Origin of the sequence: Pseudomonas sp. TAE6080 (assembly GCF_018732265.1) — a bacterium.
GTDB classification, from domain to species: Bacteria; Pseudomonadota; Gammaproteobacteria; order Pseudomonadales; family Pseudomonadaceae; genus Aquipseudomonas; species Aquipseudomonas brenneri.
The window spans coordinates 36,446-53,957 of the sequence record NZ_JAHIDY010000040.1 but is presented as its reverse complement, the minus strand read 5'-3'; the positions used below and the strand labels follow the sequence as shown (position 1 = coordinate 53,957).

Here is a 17,512-nt window from a genome sequence, read left to right as displayed (position 1 = left end):
AGCGAGGCTGCGATGGCGGCGGTACAGGCAGCGAAGATGTCGCCTGATCCACCGCCATCGCAGCCTCGACGGGGCTTGGCAGCTCCTATCAAACATAAAATAAATTACTGATTTTAAAGGGTTAAAAATCACCTCTAAAAGCTGATATTTCGTAGGCGCCTCCAGTTTGCTGCGCGACAGCGCTACGTCGAAGAAACCTGGAAAGCCCCCTGCCCGTGGGCAGCCAGGGTGGGCCGATGACCTACGTTTCGCCGAAAACCGGCAAACAATACGTAGTCATCACCGCTGGTGGCGCGCGCCAATCCACCGACCGTGGCGACTACGTGATCGCCTACGCCCTGCCTTGAGTCCCATGCGGTGCTGATGCATCGCGGGATTGACCTTGATCTTGGAGGCTCGGTTGGAACACGATGGCTGCCTTGCACCGTTGACGAAAGGAGTATCGTTATGTTCCCACTGGATATCTGGCTGACCTATACCGCCGCCTGCCTGTTGCTGGTGCTCTCCCCCGGCCCGGACAACCTGCTGGCCATCGCCAGGGGGCTGAGCCAGGGGCGCATGGCAGCGGCCGTTTCGGGGGTGGCTTCGGGCACCGGGATCCTGTTTCACGTGGCCACCGCCTCGCTGGGCCTGACCCTGTTGATGCAGACATCCGCCGTGGCGTTCTGGGTGGTTAAAGTAATCGGCGCCAGCTACCTGGTGTGGCTGGGCATCAAGGTCTTGCGTTCGCGCAGCCTGATCAACTTCAAGCCGGCGGCACGGCAACCGCTCAAAAGCATCTTCCTCACCGGTTTCCTGTCGGCGGCACTGAACCCCAAGCCTGGGCTGTTTGTGCTGGCGTTCATTCCACAGTTCGTCAACCCGGCATTGGGCTCGGTCACGTTGCAAATGATGGTCTACGGCGCCTGGTTCGCCGCATTGACCGCCCTGGGCTTTGCGCTCATGGGCGTTTTTGCGACACGCCTGTCGACCTGGCTGCAACGCAAGCCAAAAGTCGTCAATGGCCTGAATGTGGGCGCCGGACTGACCTTCGTCGCGTCCGGGCTTTCGGTGGCGGCACTCAGCCAAAAATAAACCGGCCTCCCAAGGACCCTCGTGAACAAAGACCAGCTTGAGCATAACCAGATCCCAATCTACTTCGTGGCGGTCATCATCGCCGCTGTCGGTGGCCTGCTCGCGCCTCAGGCAGCGCAGAGCCTGGGCGTCCTCGTCACCCCGGCGATTGCCGGGTTGATGTATGCGATGTTCCTACAAATCCCGTTTCTTGAACTGCGCCAGGGCCTGGTCAACAAACGCTTTATCGCGGCATTGGTGGTGGCCAATTTCGTGCTGATCCCTCTGCTTGTATGGGTCATTACCCTGGGCCTGCATGATCAACCGGCGATCCTGATCGGTGCACTCCTGGTGCTGCTGACGCCATGCATCGACTACGTGGTGGTGTTTACCCATATTGGCAAAGGCGATGCCCGATTGACGCTGGCCGCCACGCCCTTGCTGCTGTTACTGCAACTGGCGCTGCTGCCGTTGTACCTGGCACTGATTCCAGGCAGTGAGACAGCCGTAGCGATTGCCATCGGCCCGTTTGTCGAGGCATTCGTGATGTTGATCGCGGTGCCGTTGCTGCTGGCGGTACTGACGTGTGCCGGGGCCAGGCGTTCGCCACAGGTTGCGCGCTGGAACGCGGGCTGGGCGTGGATGCCGGTGCCCGCCATGGCGGCGGTGCTGATCGTGGTGATTGGTTCACAGATCGCATTCGTGGTGCGGGAGATCGAGCAGTTGTTGCCGGTGATCCCGGTGTACCTCGGTTTCATGGTGCTCGCCCCGGTGCTTGGCGCCATGACGGCCTGGGCTTTGCGCCTGCCCGCCGCCACGGCGCGCTCGGTCACCTTCAGCAGTGCCACGCGCAACTCGCTGGTGGTCCTGCCATTGGCGCTGGCCTTGCCCGAAGACATGCGCATGCTGGCCGCCGCGGCGATCATTACCCAGACATTGATCGAACTGGTCTGTGAGCTGATCTACATCCGTGTCATCCCGGCCCTAGTCTGGCGCAGCCGTTAGGACTGCTCGCGCGTGGCGTGCCAGCACAGCAGCGAGCCTGCGGTCACCAATACCGCGCCCTGCCAGAACTGTGGGGTGAGGTGGGCGCCCAGCCAGAGCGCCGCGAATGCCGATGACAGCACCGGCGCGCCATAGGACGCGGTCGCCAGCAAGGTCAGGTTGCCGCGCAGGATGCCGATATTCCACAAGGCATAGCCGCCCGCCATCGCAATACCCGTGGCCAGCAACTCCAGGCTGTTGCCCAGGGTCACGGCCGGCAAGACCTCGGCACTCAAGCCGTACTTCACCCACAGCACCGCTGCCGTCAGGATGAAAAACAGCACCACCAGGTTTTGCCCGCCGGCATAGCGCCGCGTGACATTGCAATACAAGGCGAAGGTGATCGCACACCCCAGGGCCAGGCTGTAGCTCAGAGGGTTGGATTGCACATTGGCGACGATGGTTGCCAATGCCAGACCGTCACCGCTGACCACCCACAGGATGCCAAACAGCGCCAATACACTGCCCGGCACGATGATCCAGCGAGCCTTTTGCCCGTTCATGACAATCGCCAGCAACACCGTCAGGCACGGCCACAGGTAATTGACCACGCCCAGTTCGATGGCCTGGTTGCGACTGCTGGCAAAACCCAGGGCCAGGGACAGGCACACCTCATACGCGACAAACAGTGCGCTGCCCATGATCAGGTACGGCCAGGACGTGGCGCGCAGGCGTGGTCGCCCGAGCCACGCCATCAGCAGGACGGCACCCAACGTGTAGATCAGCGCCGCGCCGCCCAATGGCCCGAACAGTTCGCTGACACTGCGGATCAGCCCGGCGGCGGTACTCCACAAAAGGATTGCCACCAAACCACACGCCGTCGCGGCCCGTTCACCCCTGATCTGCATTGCTGACTCTCTGAGCGTTAAAAAGCTGCAACGGTACAGGTAAATCACACCCTGTAGGAGCCTGGGGTTTTGGTTGCGGTTTGCGCAACAGTGTTTTGTTATCAATGAGATTGATAGCCCCCTAACGAAAACCCCATGCTAGAGAGCTTTCCCGGCGCTTATATCATTCCGAATGATAGTTACCTTTGCTTCATTCGATTCGTGAGATAGCAGCCCGCCGAGCATGATCCGCCCATCTCAAATACATTGGCGGATGCACCTCATGGAACAGTCACTCAAACATTTGCGCTATCCCCTGGCCCTGTTGGCCGTGTTGGTGATGAGCGCATGCGGCAAGGCCCCCGAGCAAGCGGCCGCCATGCCCGCCAGCAAAGTCAGCGTTGCCAAGGTCCTGGAACAACCGGTCAATGAATGGGATGAGTTCACTGGCCGCCTGGAAGCCCCGGAAACCGTGCAGATACGCCCGCGCGTATCAGGCCAGATCGACCAGGTAGCGTTTACCGAAGGTGCGCTGGTGAAGAAAGGCGACCTGCTGTTCCAGATCGACCCGCGTCCGTTCCAGGCTGAAGTGCGTCGCCTTGAAGCCCAACTTCAACAAACCAGAGCCGCCGCATCGCGCAGTGACAACGAAGCCCAGCGTGGCGAGCGCCTGCGCCAGAGCAATGCGATTTCCGCCGAGCTGGCCGACTCACGGACCACTGCCGCCCAGGAAGCCCGTGCTGCCGTGGCCGGAATCCAGGCACAACTGGACCTGGCCAAGCTGAACCTGAGCTTCACTCGCGTCATCTCACCGATCAGCGGCCGCGTCAGCCGCGCGGCGATCACCGCCGGTAACCTGGTGACCGCCGATGTCACCGAGCTGACCAGCGTGGTCTCCACCGACAAGGTCTATGCCTACTTCGACGCCGATGAACGCGTGTACCTCAAGTACACCGAACTGGCGCGCCAGGGCCGTCGCGGCGCCACCACCCCGGTGTACCTGGGCCTGTCCAACGAAGACGGCAACCCGCACCTGGGCCAGATGAACTTTGTCGACAACCAGGTCAACCCGGCCACCGGCACCATTCGTGGGCGCGCCGTGTTCGACAACACAGACGGGCGCTTCACCCCCGGCCTGTATGCGCGCCTGAAACTGGTGGGCAGCGGCACCTACTCCGCCGTGCTGATCACCGACGAGGCCGTGGGCACCGACCTGGGCAAGAAGTTCGTACTGGTCATGGACGGCGACAACAAGTCCGCCTACCGCGCCGTCGAACTGGGGCCAAAGATCGAAGGCTTGCGCATCGTGCGCAGCGGCCTGACCAAGGACGACACGATTATTGTCAAGGGCCTGCAGCGAGTGCGTCCGGGATCGCCGGTAGCACCGGAGACCATCCCGATGGCCAGCCAGGCCACCCTCGCCGCCTTGGCACAACAACGACAAGCGCTTGAAGCCAGCAACCTTGAGCAAGTGGCGCCGGACAACAAAGCCGCACCCAAGCTCGCCAGTGTCGCGACTCCACGCGGTTAAGGGACTACACACAAGATGAATTTCTCCAAGTTCTTCATTTCGCGGCCGATCTTCGCAGCAGTGTTATCGCTGCTGATCCTGATCGCCGGCGCGATCTCGCTGTTCCAGTTACCGATCAGTGAATACCCGGAAGTGGTGCCGCCGACCGTTGTCGTACGTGCCAGCTTCCCGGGCGCCAACCCCAAAGTCATCGGTGAAACCGTGGCCGCGCCGTTGGAACAAGCGATCACCGGTGTCGAGAACATGCTCTACATGTCCTCGCAATCGACCGCCGACGGCAAGATCACCCTGACCATCACCTTCGCCCTGGGCACCGACCTGGATAACGCGCAGGTGCAGGTGCAGAACCGGGTGACCCGTACCCAACCCAAGCTGCCGGAAGAAGTGACGCGCATCGGTATTACCGTGGACAAGGCCTCCCCCGACCTGACCATGGTCGTGCACTTGACCTCGCCGGATCAGCGTTACGACATGCTCTACCTGTCCAACTACGCCATCCTCAATATCAAGGATGAGCTGGCGCGCCTGGGCGGTGTCGGTGATGTGCAGTTGTTCGGCATGGGCGACTACTCGTTGCGCGTCTGGCTGGATCCGAACAAGACCGCTTCACGCAACCTGACCGCCACCGATGTGGTGACCGCGATTCGCGAGCAGAACCGCCAGGTAGCGGCCGGTGCCCTCGGTGCACCGCCTGCGCCGACGGCCACCAGCTTCCAGTTGTCAGTCAACACCCAAGGGCGCCTGGTCACCGAGGAAGAGTTCGAGAACATCATTATTCGCGCAGGCGATAACGGTGAAATCACCCGCCTCAAGGACATTGCCCGGGTCGAGCTGGGTTCCAGCCAATACGCCTTGCGTTCGCTGCTCAACAACCAGCCGGCGGTGGCGCTCCCGATCTTCCAGCGCCCTGGCTCCAACGCGATCCAGATCTCCAATGAAGTGCGCGACAAGATGGCGGAGCTGAAAAAGAGCTTCCCCGAAGGCATGGACTTCAGCATCGTCTATGACCCGACCATCTTCGTGCGTGGCTCCATCGAGGCCGTGGTACACACCCTGTTCGAAGCACTGATCCTGGTGGTGCTGGTGGTGATTCTGTTCCTGCAGACCTGGCGCGCCTCGATCATTCCGTTGGTAGCGGTGCCGGTATCGTTGATCGGTACCTTTGCGGTGATGCATCTGTTTGGCTTCTCGCTCAATGCCCTGTCACTGTTTGGCCTGGTATTGGCCATCGGCATCGTGGTCGACGACGCCATCGTGGTGGTAGAGAACGTCGAACGTAATATCGAACTGGGCCTGGAACCATTCCCGGCCACCGAAAAAGCCATGAGCGAAGTGACCGGGCCGATCATTGCCACGGCGCTGGTGTTGTGTGCGGTGTTCATTCCGGCAGCCTTTATCAGCGGCCTGACAGGGCAGTTCTACAAGCAGTTCGCCTTGACCATCGCGATCTCCACCGTGATCTCGGCCTTCAACTCGCTGACCTTGTCCCCTGCCCTGGCCGCCGTGTTGCTGCGCAGCCATGATGCGCCGAAGGATCGTTTCTCCAAGGTCCTCGACAAGGTGTTTGGCGGCTGGTTGTTCCGCCCGTTCAACCGCTTCTTCGAACGCGCCAGTGGTGGCTACGTCAGCACCGTGCGCCGGGTAATCCGTGGCAGCGGCATTGCGCTGTTCCTGTACGCCGGCCTGATGGTGCTGACCTGGTTCGGTTTTGCCCACACCCCGACCGGTTTCGTCCCGGCCCAGGACAAGCAATACCTGGTGGCTTTCGCCCAACTGCCGGACGCTGCCAGCCTGGATCGCACCGAAGACGTGATCAAGCGCATGTCGGATATCGCCCTCAAGCAACCGGGCGTCGAAAGTGCCGTGGCCTTCCCTGGCCTGTCGATCAACGGTTTTACCAACAGCCCCAACAGCGGCATCGTGTTCGTGACCTTGAAGCCGTTTGACGAGCGCAAGGCCGTGGGCATGTCCGCAGGTGAAATCGCCGGTGCCCTGAACGGCAAGTACGCCGATATCCAGGAAGCCTACATGGCGATCTTCCCGCCGCCGCCAGTACAGGGCCTGGGCACCATTGGCGGGTTCCGCCTGCAAGTCGAAGACCGCGGCAACCTGGGCTATGAGGAACTGTACAAAGAAGTACAGAACATCATCACCAAGAGCCACAACGTGCCGGAACTGTTCGGCCTGTTTACCAGCTACACGGTCAACGTGCCCCAGGTCGATGCCGCTATCGACCGTGAAAAGGCCAAGACCCATGGCGTGGCGATCAGCGACATCTTCGACACCCTGCAGATCTACCTGGGTTCGCTGTATGCCAACGACTTCAACCGCTTTGGCCGTACTTATCAGGTCAACGTCCAGGCCGAGCAGCAGTTCCGCCTTGAAGACGAGCAGATCGGTCAGCTGAAAGTGCGCAACAACAAGGGCGAGATGATCCCGCTGGCGACCTTTATCAAGGTCAGCGACACCTCGGGGCCGGACCGCGTGATGCACTACAACGGCTTTATCACTGCCGAGATCAACGGCAACGCCGCACCGGGCTACAGCTCGGGCCAGGCCCAAGCGGCGATCGAGAAACTGCTCAAGGAAGAACTGCCCAACGGCATGACCTACGAGTGGACTGACCTGACGTATCAGCAAATCCTCTCGGGCAATACCGCGCTGTTCGTGTTCCCGCTCTGTGTACTGCTGGCGTTCCTGGTACTGGCCGCCCAATACGAAAGCTGGAGCCTGCCACTGGCGGTGATCCTGATCGTACCGATGACTCTGCTGTCGGCCATTACCGGGGTGATTCTGTCCGGTGGCGATAACAACATCTTTACCCAGATCGGCTTGATCGTACTGGTGGGACTGGCCTGTAAGAACGCGATCCTGATCGTCGAGTTCGCCAAGGATAAGCAGGAAGAAGGCCTCGACCCGCTGGCTGCGGTGCTGGAAGCCTGCCGCCTGCGTCTGCGGCCGATCCTGATGACCTCGTTCGCCTTCATCATGGGCGTGGTGCCCCTGGTGCTCTCCAGCGGTGCGGGTGCCGAGATGCGTCATGCCATGGGTGTGGCGGTATTCTCCGGGATGATCGGGGTGACCTTCTTCGGCCTGTTGCTGACGCCGGTGTTCTACGTGTTGATCCGCCGTTATGTGGAGCGCAGCGATGCACGCAAAGCGGCCAAGGCCTTGAAGCTGGAGACACAGCAATGAGTGTGAAAGTGTTCCTGCCGAGCCTGCTGGTATTGGCGCTCAGCGCCTGTGCCGTCGGCCCGGACTATAAAACCCAGCCACTGGAGGCGGCCACTATCACGGCCGCCGCCGATGCCAAGCAATACGACCACGCCAAGTTCGAAGGTATCTGGTGGCAGCAGTTTGAAGATCCGACCCTCAACCAGTTGGTGACGCAATCGTTGCAAGGCAACCGCGATTTGCGCGTTGCATTTGCCCGCCTGCGGGCCGCCCGGGCGATTCGTGATGACGCCAGCAATGACGCGATGCCCACCATCACCAGCCGCGTCAGCAGCGATTTGGCCAAGGGCCAGATCCCTGGCCAAACCACGCGCCGGGTCAATAGCGAACGCTATGACCTGGGCCTGGACATGGCCTGGGAGCTGGACCTGTTCGGCCGTATCCAGCGCAACCTGGAAGCCAGCGACGCCGACCAGCAGGCCGCCGAAGCCGACCTCTATCAACTGCAAGTCAGCCTGATTGCCGAATTGGTGGATGCCTACGGCCAACTGCGCGGTGCGCAACTGCGGGAAAAAATCGCCCTGGCCAACCTGAAGAACCAGCAGGACTCGCGCACCATCACCGAAAGCCTGCGCGATGCCGGCGTCGGCGACCAACTGGACGTGGTACGTGCCGATGCGCGCCTGGCGGCAGTCGAAGCCAGCGTGCCGCAATTGCAGGCTGAACAAGTGCGCGAACGCAACCGCATCGCCACCCTGCTCGGCCAGCGCCCGGACACACTCACGGTGGACCTGAGCCCGGCCAACCTGCCGGCGATTGCCAAAGCCTTGCCGATTGGCGACCCGGGGCAATTGCTGCAACGGCGCCCGGACATTCTCAGCGCCGAACGCAAACTGGCAGCGGCCACCGCGCGTATCGGCGTGGCCAAGGCCGACCTGTTTCCACGGGTCAGCCTCAGTGGCTTCCTTGGGTTTACCGCTGGCCGTGGCTCGCAGATCGGCTCATCCGCCGCCAATGCCTGGGCCCTGGGCCCGAGCATCACCTGGGCCGCCTTTGACCTGGGCAGCGTGCGCGCCCGTTTGCGCGGTGCCGACGCCGAAGCCGACGGCGCCCTGGCCACCTACGAGCAGCAAGTATTGCTGGCATTGGAAGAATCCGAGAACGCGTTCAGCGACTACGGCAAGCGCCAGCAACGCCTGGTCTCGCTGATCCGCCAGAGCGAATCGAGCCGTGCAGCAGCCGACCTGGCCGAGATTCGCTACCGCGAAGGCACTGCCGACTTCCTCGTGCTACTCGACGCCCAGCGCGAGCGCCTGCTCGCCGAAGACGCCCAGGCCCTGGCCGAAGTGGACCTGTATCGCGGCATCGTGGCGATCTACAAGGCGCTGGGTGGTGGTTGGCAGCCAGAGACAACGGTCGCCAGCCTCAAGTGAAGTAAAGAGCTCCTTTGGTTGGTCGCATCCAGCCAATTTTTAGCCCCGTGGTCCATTCGGCCACGGGGCTTTTTTTTGCCTGCTTATCGGGTAGGAGCGAGCTTGCTCGCGAAAAACTTGAGAACGCCGCGTTCGCCCTGCACGCGCGCCGTTATCGTTAACGTCTTTCGCGGGCAAGCTCGCTCCTACAATTGACTTAAGTCAGGATCAAGCTGCGGTAATGCCCAGGGTTGGAACCCGACCATTTGCGAAAGGCTTTGTAGAACGAACTCACATCGGCAAAGCCCAGGCGGCTGGCGATCTCGGCGAAGCTGATATCGGCCTCGGCCAGCCAGACAACCGCCAGCTCCTTGCGCACGCTGTCCTTGAGGCCCTGGTACGTCTGCCCTTCTTCGGCCAGGCGCCGGCGCAGGGTGGAAGCGGACATGCATAGGTCGTGGGCCAGGCTTTCAGTTTCCGGCCACTGTTGGGCCGGGCGCTGGCGCAGGTCGTGCTTGATGCGCATTGCCAGGCTGTCCGGATCACGGTACTTGACCAGAATATTGGCCGGGGCCAGGGCCAGAAAGCGCTTGAGCTCCTCGGGGCTGCGTTTGATCGGCAGGTCGAGGCAGTCGGCCGAGAAGATCATCCGGGTACGGGGCCGGTCGAAGCGCAGGTTGTCGGAAAACATCACCTGGTAATCATCACAAAATCCTGGCTGCGCACCCCGCAACTCGATGGCCAGGATCGGAATGCGCCGCCCGGCCAGCCAGCAGGCGACGCCGTGGACGATCATCCAGTAGCAAAAATAGGTGAACGCCCGGCGCGGTTCTGTTTCGGGCTCCAGCAATACGATTTCTGCCAGGCTTTGTTGGCGCACCAGTGCGGCCGGCAGGTTTTCCAGCATCAGCGACAGGAAGCTCAGGCCGGTTTCCAGGGCGTCGGCCAGGGTCGGCTGGGCCATGGACGCACGGCAGAGGAATTCCAGACTGCCGGATTTGAGCTTGCGCGGGTCCATACCAAAGAATTCGTCATCCCTGCGCCGTGCCAGCAAACGCCACAGCCGTGCATAAGCCAACGCCGGGACCCTGGCATCAGGCTGCTCCAGCAAAACCGGATCAATCCCGACCTTGACCAGCGCCTCGCGCGTCGCCGCACCGGGGGCGCAGCTCTGCAACAGCGCTTCATGCACCAGATGGATAGAGATGGTGTCTTTTTCCGACATGGACCAGGGCTCAATCTTGTAAGTCGGCCATTGTAGGAGCGTGTTGGCTTGTGAGGAACTCAAATTAACGTCACTCACCGTAGCCGCCGGGGTATGAACCTCTGTTCAGGCAGCGTTCAGAAAACGTCAAGATCCTCTGTTTAGTAATGAGTATCATTATGTTACAACTTAGCACCCTAACTAATTACGTTGCGGTGTCCGATGCTCGTCCCCTTTCTCATCATGTTGCGCGAAGGCATTGAAGCCGCCTTGATCGTTGGCATCATCGCCAGCTACCTGCAACAGACCGGTCGTGGCCAGTGGATGCCGGCCGTATGGGTTGGCGTGTTTCTCGCCGCCGCCCTGGCCCTGCTGGTCGGTGGCGGCCTGGAGCTGGTCAGCGCCGAGTTCCCGCAAAAGCAGCAAGAACTGTTCGAAGGCATTGTCGGCCTGGTGGCCGTGGCCATTCTCAGTTCCATGGTGTTCTGGATGCGCAAGGTCGCACGCTCGATCAAGCACTCCCTGCACCAATCCCTGGATCATGCCTTGGCGGGCTCGCGCAATCAGGTGATCGCGCTGATTGCCATGGTGTTTTTCGCCGTGGCCCGCGAAGGCCTGGAAACGGTGTTCTTCCTCCTGGCCGTGTTCCAGCAGAGCGAAGGCCCGGCTGCGCCCATCGGCGCCCTGCTCGGCCTGGTGCTGGCGATTGTCGTGGGGTTCCTGATCTACAGCGGCAGCATGCGCCTGAACCTCGCTGCGTTCTTTCGCTGGACCGGGCTGTTCATCCTCTTGGTGGCCGCCGGCATCCTCGCCAATTCGGTGCAGGCCCTGCATGAAGCCGGGGTGTGGAACCACCTGCAAAACGTACTGTTCGACTTCAGCGCAACCCTGCCGATGGATGGCCCGCTGGGTTCGGTGCTGGCCGGCATGTTCGGCTATCAGGACGCGCCGACCGTCAGCACCCTGGGCGCCTATCTGATTTACCTGGTGCTGGCGTTGCTGATGTTCTTCCTGCCCGCCGCGCCAGCCAACCCCTCTTCCGTCTCCAGCCAGTAAGGTTGTCCCTTGCCAAACCAAGCCCCTGCCCCCGCCTCGCCACCCCGCGCCTTGCGTTGGGCGTTAGCCGGCTCGGTGATCGTGATGATCGCCGCCGGTGGCCTGTTCTACTACGCCGCGCAATTGGCCGCCGCCAAGCGTCAGATCAATCACAATGAAATTGCCGTGATCATCCACGCTCACGCCTGCGAACCCAATGCCCTGACAGTACCGGCCGGTCGCGCGAGTTTTCGCATCATCAACCGTTCGGATCGCGCGGTTGAGTGGGAGATCCTCGACGGCGTACTGGTCGTCGAAGAGCGTGAAAACATCGCCCCGGGCCTGAGCCAGGTGATCAACGCCAACCTGCTGCCGGGCGACTACGCCATTACCTGTGGCCTGTTGAGTAACCCGCGCGGCACCCTGCATGTGACACCCACCGCCGAGTCCGACGCCCAGGCCAAAGCCAAGCCGTCGATGATTGCCTTTATCGGCCCGCTGTCGGAGTTTCGCGTGTATCTGAGCAGCCAAAGTGGCGCCTTGATCAAAGCCGTCACGGCCCTGGAGCAAGCGATGATTGCTGGCGACCTGACGCAAGCCCAGGCCCTGTACCTGCCGGCACGCGAGGCTTACCAGCACCTGGCCCCGGCGGCCCAGCGCCTGGCTGAGCTGGACAACGCGATCAACGCCCGTGCCGATTACTTCGAAAAGCGCGAACAGGACCCGGCCTTCAGCGGCTTCCATCGCCTGGAATACGGCCTGTTCGCGCAACACAGTCTCGACGGCCTGACGCCGATTGCCCAACGCCTGGTTGGCGATGTCACCACCCTCAAGCAGCAATTGCTGGCGCAGTCGCTGCCGCCCGAGCAGTTGGTGAGCATCGTGGTGCGCAACCTCAACAGCCTGGCCGACGTGCGCGCTGCCAGTGGCGAGGAAGAACGCTACAGCCACCTCGACCTCAATGGTTTTGCCGCCAACCTTGAAGTGGCGCGCAAGGTGGTAGACCTGATGCGACCGCTACTGGCCAAGTCCGCCGCCGACCTGTTGCCGGGGATCGATAGCGCGATCAGCACCTTCGCGGCGCAACTCGACGGCCTGAAGGTCGATGGCCACTACCGTACCTATGACAGCGTTACCGCCGATCAGCGTCAGCAGATCGCCGACAAGGCCAAGGCTCTGGCCGCCGCACTCGATGGAATCGACCCAGCCCTTGGCCTCTCTGGCCTTTAGTGAAGACGACCGAATAGATGAGTGATTCAGAACAGTTCAACACCCAGCGCCGCCGTGTGTTGCTGGGCATGGCCGCCACGGGTGCGGCGATTGCCGGCAGCAGCCTCAGTTGCCCGGCGCTGGCGGCCGGCGCGGCCCAGGTCACCAGCGCGCCCAGCAGCGAGAAAACCCAGGACCACCATGCCTTCCACGGCAAGCACCAGAGCGGCATCGTCACCCCACGCCCGGCCTGCGGCATGCTGGTGGCGTTCGATGTGTTGGCCAGCGATCGCGAGGATCTGGAGCGGCTGTTTCGCACCCTCAACGAGCGCATTGGTTTCCTGATGACCGGCGGTACGGTGCCACAGGTCGATCCAAAACTGCCGCCCACCGACTCCGGAATCCTCGGCCCGGTGGTCACCCCGGACAACCTGACGATTACCGTGTCGGTGGGTGAGTCGCTGTTCGATGAGCGTTTCGGGCTGGCAGGCGCCAAGCCAAGGCGCCTGAGCCGCATGATCGGCTTCCCCAATGATGCGCTGGACCCTGCGCAGTGCCATGGTGACTTGAGCCTGCAGTTGAGCTCCAACACCCCCGACACCAATATCCACGCCCTGCGCGATATTGTGAAAAACCTGCCGGACCTGCTGCTGGTGCGCTGGAAACAGGAAGGCAGCGTGCCGCCCCAGGCCCCTGCCCGTACTGGCGAGCCGGCGCAAAGTGCGCGCAACTTCCTCGGTTTTCGCGACGGCTCGGCCAACCCTGACTCCAACGACAAACAGGCCATGGACCAGATTGTGTGGGTGCAGCCAGGCAGTGACGAACCGGCCTGGGCCGCCAATGGCAGCTACCAGGCGGTGCGGATCATCCGCAATTTCGTCGAGCGCTGGGACCGCACGCCGTTGCAGGAACAGGAAAGCATCATCGGCCGGATCAAGACCAGTGGCGCGCCCATGGGCGGCCACAGCGAAACCCAGGTGCCGGACTACGGCCAGGATCCAGAAGGCAAACTGACCAAGCTCGATGCGCATATCCGCCTGGCCAACCCGCGCACCGCCGCGACCCAGGCCAGCCTGATCCTGCGCCGGCCCTTCAACTACTCCAACGGCGTGAACAAGAACGGTCAGCTGGACATGGGCCTGTTGTTTATCTGCTATCAGGCGGACCTGGAGAAAGGCTTTATCGCCGTACAAACCCGGCTCAATGGCGAGCCCCTGGAGGAGTACCTCAAGCCAGTGGGCGGCGGCTACTTCTTCACCCTGCCGGGCATCACCGGGCCGCAGGACTTCATCGGCCGCACGTTGCTGCAAGCCACTGCCAACACTTGAACCCACTCCACAGCGGAAACCGCCCCATGAAAAAGTCGTCTCTTGCGTTGTCGTTGTTGTTGACCCTTTCGCCACTCGCGGCCATGGCTGCGACGGCGCCCCTGGATCTGGTGGGCCCGGTTTCGGACTACAAGATCTATGTCACCGACAAGATCGATGAACTGGTGACCCAGACCCAGGCCTTCACCGATGCGGTGAAAAAAGGCGACCTGGCCACCGCGAAAAAACTCTACGCGCCCACCCGCGTGCACTATGAAGCCATCGAGCCGATCGCCGAGTTGTTCAGCGACCTCGATGCCGCGATCGACTCACGGGTCGACGATCACGAAAAAGGCGTGAAGGCCGAGGACTTCACCGGTTTCCACCGTATTGAATACAGTCTGTTTGCCGAGAACAGCACCCAGGGCCTGGGCGCCCTGGCCGATGGTTTGAACAAGGACGTCAAAGACCTGCAAGCCCGCGTCGCCGGCCTGACCTTCCCGCCGGAAAAAGTCGTCGGCGGTGCTGCCGCACTGCTCGAAGAAGTGGCTGCTACCAAGATCTCCGGCGAAGAAGACCGCTACAGCCACACCGACCTGTATGACTTCCAGGGCAATATCGACGGGGCGAAGAAGATCGTCGACCTGTTCCGCGGGCAGATCGAGCAACAGGACAAGGCGTTCTTGGCCAAGGTCGACAAGAACTTTGCCACGGTGGACACGATCCTGGCCAAATACAAAACGGCCGATGGCGGCTTTGAAACCTATGACAAGGTCAAGGAGAATGACCGCAAGGCCCTGGTCGGCCCGGTCAACACCCTGGCCGAAGACCTGTCGAGCCTGCGTGGCAAGCTGGGCCTGAACTGACAGAACCCCTGTGGGAGCGGGCTTGCTCGCGAAGGCGTCGGCCCAGCAAACATTGATGTTGACTGACCCCGTGCTTTCGCGAGCAAACCCGCTCCCTCAGGGGATCTTCGCTGCTTTGAGCATTGCGTTCGCTTACTGATCGACATTAGGGCGCAGAGCAGCTGTAGATCTTCATCATTGCCGCTAATCGCGCTTTGCGTTTAACCGTCTTACCTATAACGTTCAATCGATCCCACTCACGGAAGATTTCCCATGCCCGATTCGGCCGCCAGCATTGATGCTGCCTTGCCCACCTCTGCTTCGTTCAACCTGCGCCCCCTGCTGATCGCCAACATGGCCTGCACCATGGCGATGATGGCGTTTGTCTCGCTGATCGGTCCCATCGCCCGGGTGCTGGGGCTGGCGACCTGGCAAGCGGGTGCGGCGGTGACCGTGTCCGGGGTGATCTGGATGCTGCTGGCGCGGCCCTGGGGCCAGGCCAGTGATCGCCTGGGGCGGCGGCGAGTGCTGCTGTTGGGTACCGGTGGTTTCACCCTGGCGTACTGGGCGCTGTGTGTGTTTATCGACGCCTCCCTGCAACTGCTGCCCTCAGCCATGCTGGCTTTTATCGGGCTGGTGTTGGGGCGCGGGTTGATCGGGGTGTTCTACGCCGCGATCCCGGTGGGGGGCTATGCGCTGATCGCGGACAATATCGAGCCGGCCCACCGCGCCAAGGCCATGGCCTCGCTCGGGGCGGCAAACGCCTGCGGCCTGGTACTGGGCCCGGCGATTGCAGCGCTGCTGGCCCGCTACAGCCTGAGCCTGCCGTTTTATGCGATGGCGCTGCTGCCCATGCTGGGCTTTTTGGTGTTGCTGGTGAAACTGCCGCGCCAGGAACTGCACCTCAAGCAACCGCCCAAGGCCGTCAACCTTTCGGACCCGCGCTTGCGGCGCCCATTGGTGGTGGCATTTGCCGCCATGCTGTGTGTATCCATCGCCCAGATCACCGTGGGCTTTTTCGCCCTGGACCGCCTGAAGATGAACCCCGCCGACGCCGCACAAACCGCCGGGATTGCCCTGACGATGGTGGGCTTGGCCTTGATCTGCTCGCAATTGCTGGTGCGCAAACTCGAATGGCCACCGCTGCGGATGATCCGCGTCGGCGCCATTGTCTCGGCACTGGGCTTTGCCGGCAGCATGTTCGCGGATACGGCGTGGATTCTCTGGCTGTGTTTCTTCGTCTCGGCAGCGGGCATGGGCTGGATCTTCCCGTCGTTCGCCGCACTGGCGGCCAACGCGGTGGAAGCCTCGGAACAAGGTGCCACTGCCGGCTCAGTCGGTGCGGCGCAAGGCTTGGGCGTAGTGGTCGGGCCGCTGGCCGGGACCCTGATCTATGCCATCGAGCCACGGCTGCCCTACCTGGTCGCCGCCGCCCTGCTGCTGCTCATTGCACTCTGGCCAGCACCGCGCCGCTAGAGGATCCGATACAGCAAGCGCTCGACCCGTACCCGACTGACCCGACGCAGGAACTTGCCGACGGCTTCGGGGTAATCCACCAGCGTCTGCAACTGCTGGTAGCCCTGGATCCGCGTGGTGTGCCGGAAAACCTCCTCAAGCTCGCGCCCCCGCGGCGCAAGCCACTGGCCCTGGGGATCGTCGATCAGCAAGGCGTTTTCCAGGTCCAGGCGGAAGGCCCGGGGGTTGAGGTTGTTGCCGGTGAGCAAGGTATAGCGCGCGTCGACCCACATGCCCTTGAGGTGGTAGGTGTTGTCCCCGTCGCGCCACAGGTGCAGGTTGAGCAGGCCGCTGTCGATCATGCGCTGATGGCGCTTGGCAAAGCGGCGCAGGCTGATTTCGTAGAGGTATGGCAGCGCGGCGATGATCCTGAACGGCTCGCTGGGCGGGATGTAGAAGTCGTTGGCCGTCTTGTCGCCGACGATGATGTCGATCTTCACCCCACGGGCCAGTGCACGATTGATTTCCCGGGTGACCGGCAGCGGCAGGTTGAAATACGGGGTGCAGATGGTCAACTGCTGCTGGGCGCTGGCGATCAGTTCGCAGATCACCCGGCTCAGCGGGTTATTCTTGCCCACCCCCAGCAGCGGGCTGAGCGACAACCCGCCAATGCCAGCCTGGCCGGCCGTGGTGTCATAGGTCGCGTGCTTGAGCCGGCTGCGCAAGTCGCCGATGTCATTGCGCAGGCTGCGGGTGCTGGGCAGGTTGGGCAGGTCGAGACGGTGCACCGCCTTGGAGGCGACCAGGCCGTGTTCCACCAGGTGCTGCATGGAGTCGGCCAATGGTTTGTTGTGGATCAGGTGATAGCGGTCAAAGCGATATTTGTCGAACTTGTGCAAATACACATTGTTGAGACTGGCGCCGCTGTAGAGCACGCTGTCATCGATCACAAAGCCCTTTAGATGCAGCACGCCAAACAGCTCGCGGGTCTGCACCGGTACGCCGTACACCGGCACTTGCGTCGGGTGTGACTGGGTCATCGCCTGGTACCAGGCGCTGTTGCCTGGCTGCTTGCCCGCGCCGATCAGCCCGCGCTGGGCCCGCAGCCAGTCAACCATCACCACGATATCCAGCCCGGGCCGTGCAGCCTTGGCGGCATGTAGCGCGTCAAACACTTCTTGCCCCGCTTCGTCCTGTTGCAGGTACAAAGCGACGATGTAGATACGGTGTTGGGCCTGGGCGATTTTCTCCAACAGGCAACGGCGAAACTCGGCGGCACCGGACAGCACCTCGATCGCGTCGGTGGCCAGGGGGAAACCGCGCAACTTGGGCAACAGGGAACGTTTGAAGAACGACGGCATAGGGCTCGCAATGATCGAATCCGAAGAGCCCGAGAGCTTACACCATGGGGGGTGC

13 protein-coding genes are annotated in these 17,512 nt (G+C 62.1%); 10 read left to right on the top strand and 3 right to left on the bottom strand.

Features of this window, described 5'->3' with window-relative positions; translation table 11 throughout:
• Positions 1-447: 447 nt before the first annotated feature.
• A complete protein-coding gene (locus tag KL786_RS23960) occupies positions 448-1,074 on the top strand; it encodes a LysE family translocator (RefSeq protein ID WP_215519202.1) in 627 nt (208 codons plus the stop codon).
• Between the two features lie 21 nt (positions 1,075-1,095).
• Positions 1,096-2,058 (top strand): arsenic resistance protein, encoded by a 963-nt coding sequence (locus tag KL786_RS23955; RefSeq protein WP_215519201.1) that lies wholly within the window; start codon positions 1,096-1,098, stop codon positions 2,056-2,058.
• On the opposite strand, the gene yddG is transcribed toward KL786_RS23955, so the two are convergent.
• Positions 2,055-2,945: an aromatic amino acid DMT transporter YddG gene (yddG, locus tag KL786_RS23950; protein WP_215519200.1), complete on the bottom strand. Its 891-nt coding sequence runs from the start codon at positions 2,943-2,945 to the stop codon at positions 2,055-2,057. The genes KL786_RS23955 and yddG overlap by 4 nt on opposite strands.
• A gap of 262 nt (positions 2,946-3,207) precedes the next feature.
• On the opposite strand from yddG, the gene mexE reads away from it, so the two are divergent.
• Genes mexE through KL786_RS23935 form a run of 3 tightly spaced genes read left to right on the top strand, consistent with a single transcriptional unit; the run spans position 3,208 to position 9,062 of the window.
• The gene (gene mexE / locus KL786_RS23945; protein ID WP_065943309.1) at positions 3,208-4,455 is read left to right on the top strand and encodes a multidrug efflux RND transporter periplasmic adaptor subunit MexE; all 1,248 of its coding nucleotides are present in this window, start codon (positions 3,208-3,210) and stop codon (positions 4,453-4,455) included.
• A gap of 15 nt (positions 4,456-4,470) precedes the next feature.
• Positions 4,471-7,650: an efflux RND transporter permease subunit gene (locus KL786_RS23940; RefSeq protein ID WP_215519199.1), complete on the top strand. Its 3,180-nt coding sequence runs from the start codon at positions 4,471-4,473 to the stop codon at positions 7,648-7,650.
• Positions 7,647-9,062, top strand: a complete 1,416-nt coding sequence (locus KL786_RS23935) for an efflux transporter outer membrane subunit (protein WP_215519198.1) — start codon at positions 7,647-7,649, stop codon at positions 9,060-9,062. Before KL786_RS23940 ends, KL786_RS23935 begins: the two co-directional genes overlap by 4 nt.
• A 196-nt stretch (positions 9,063-9,258) precedes the next feature.
• On the opposite strand, the gene KL786_RS23930 is transcribed toward KL786_RS23935, so the two are convergent.
• Positions 9,259-10,266 (bottom strand): AraC family transcriptional regulator, encoded by a 1,008-nt coding sequence (locus KL786_RS23930; RefSeq protein ID WP_215519197.1) that lies wholly within the window; start codon positions 10,264-10,266, stop codon positions 9,259-9,261.
• A gap of 201 nt (positions 10,267-10,467) precedes the next feature.
• Between KL786_RS23930 and efeU the strand changes: the two genes are divergently transcribed.
• The 5 genes from efeU to KL786_RS23905 all read left to right on the top strand — a co-directional run bounded on the left by efeU (position 10,468) and on the right by KL786_RS23905 (position 16,117).
• On the top strand, positions 10,468-11,301 hold the full coding sequence (efeU, locus tag KL786_RS23925) for an iron uptake transporter permease EfeU (protein WP_215519196.1): 834 nt from the start codon (positions 10,468-10,470) through the stop codon (positions 11,299-11,301).
• Between the two features lie 9 nt (positions 11,302-11,310).
• On the top strand, positions 11,311-12,510 hold the full coding sequence (gene efeO / locus KL786_RS23920; RefSeq protein ID WP_215519195.1) for an iron uptake system protein EfeO: 1,200 nt from the start codon (positions 11,311-11,313) through the stop codon (positions 12,508-12,510).
• A gap of 17 nt (positions 12,511-12,527) precedes the next feature.
• Positions 12,528-13,817, top strand: coding sequence for an iron uptake transporter deferrochelatase/peroxidase subunit (gene efeB, locus KL786_RS23915; protein WP_215519194.1), 1,290 nt, complete (start codon positions 12,528-12,530; stop codon positions 13,815-13,817).
• Between the two features lie 26 nt (positions 13,818-13,843).
• The gene (gene efeO, locus KL786_RS23910; protein ID WP_215519193.1) at positions 13,844-14,662 is read left to right on the top strand and encodes an iron uptake system protein EfeO; all 819 of its coding nucleotides are present in this window, start codon (positions 13,844-13,846) and stop codon (positions 14,660-14,662) included.
• A 252-nt stretch (positions 14,663-14,914) separates the two neighbouring features.
• Complete coding sequence (locus KL786_RS23905) at positions 14,915-16,117, top strand: MFS transporter (RefSeq protein WP_215519192.1); 1,203 nt, start codon at positions 14,915-14,917, stop codon at positions 16,115-16,117.
• Here KL786_RS23905 and pssA read toward each other — a convergent pair.
• A complete protein-coding gene (pssA, locus tag KL786_RS23900; RefSeq protein ID WP_215519191.1) occupies positions 16,114-17,457 on the bottom strand; it encodes a CDP-diacylglycerol--serine O-phosphatidyltransferase in 1,344 nt (447 codons plus the stop codon). The genes KL786_RS23905 and pssA overlap by 4 nt on opposite strands.
• Positions 17,458-17,512: the final 55 nt, after the last annotated feature.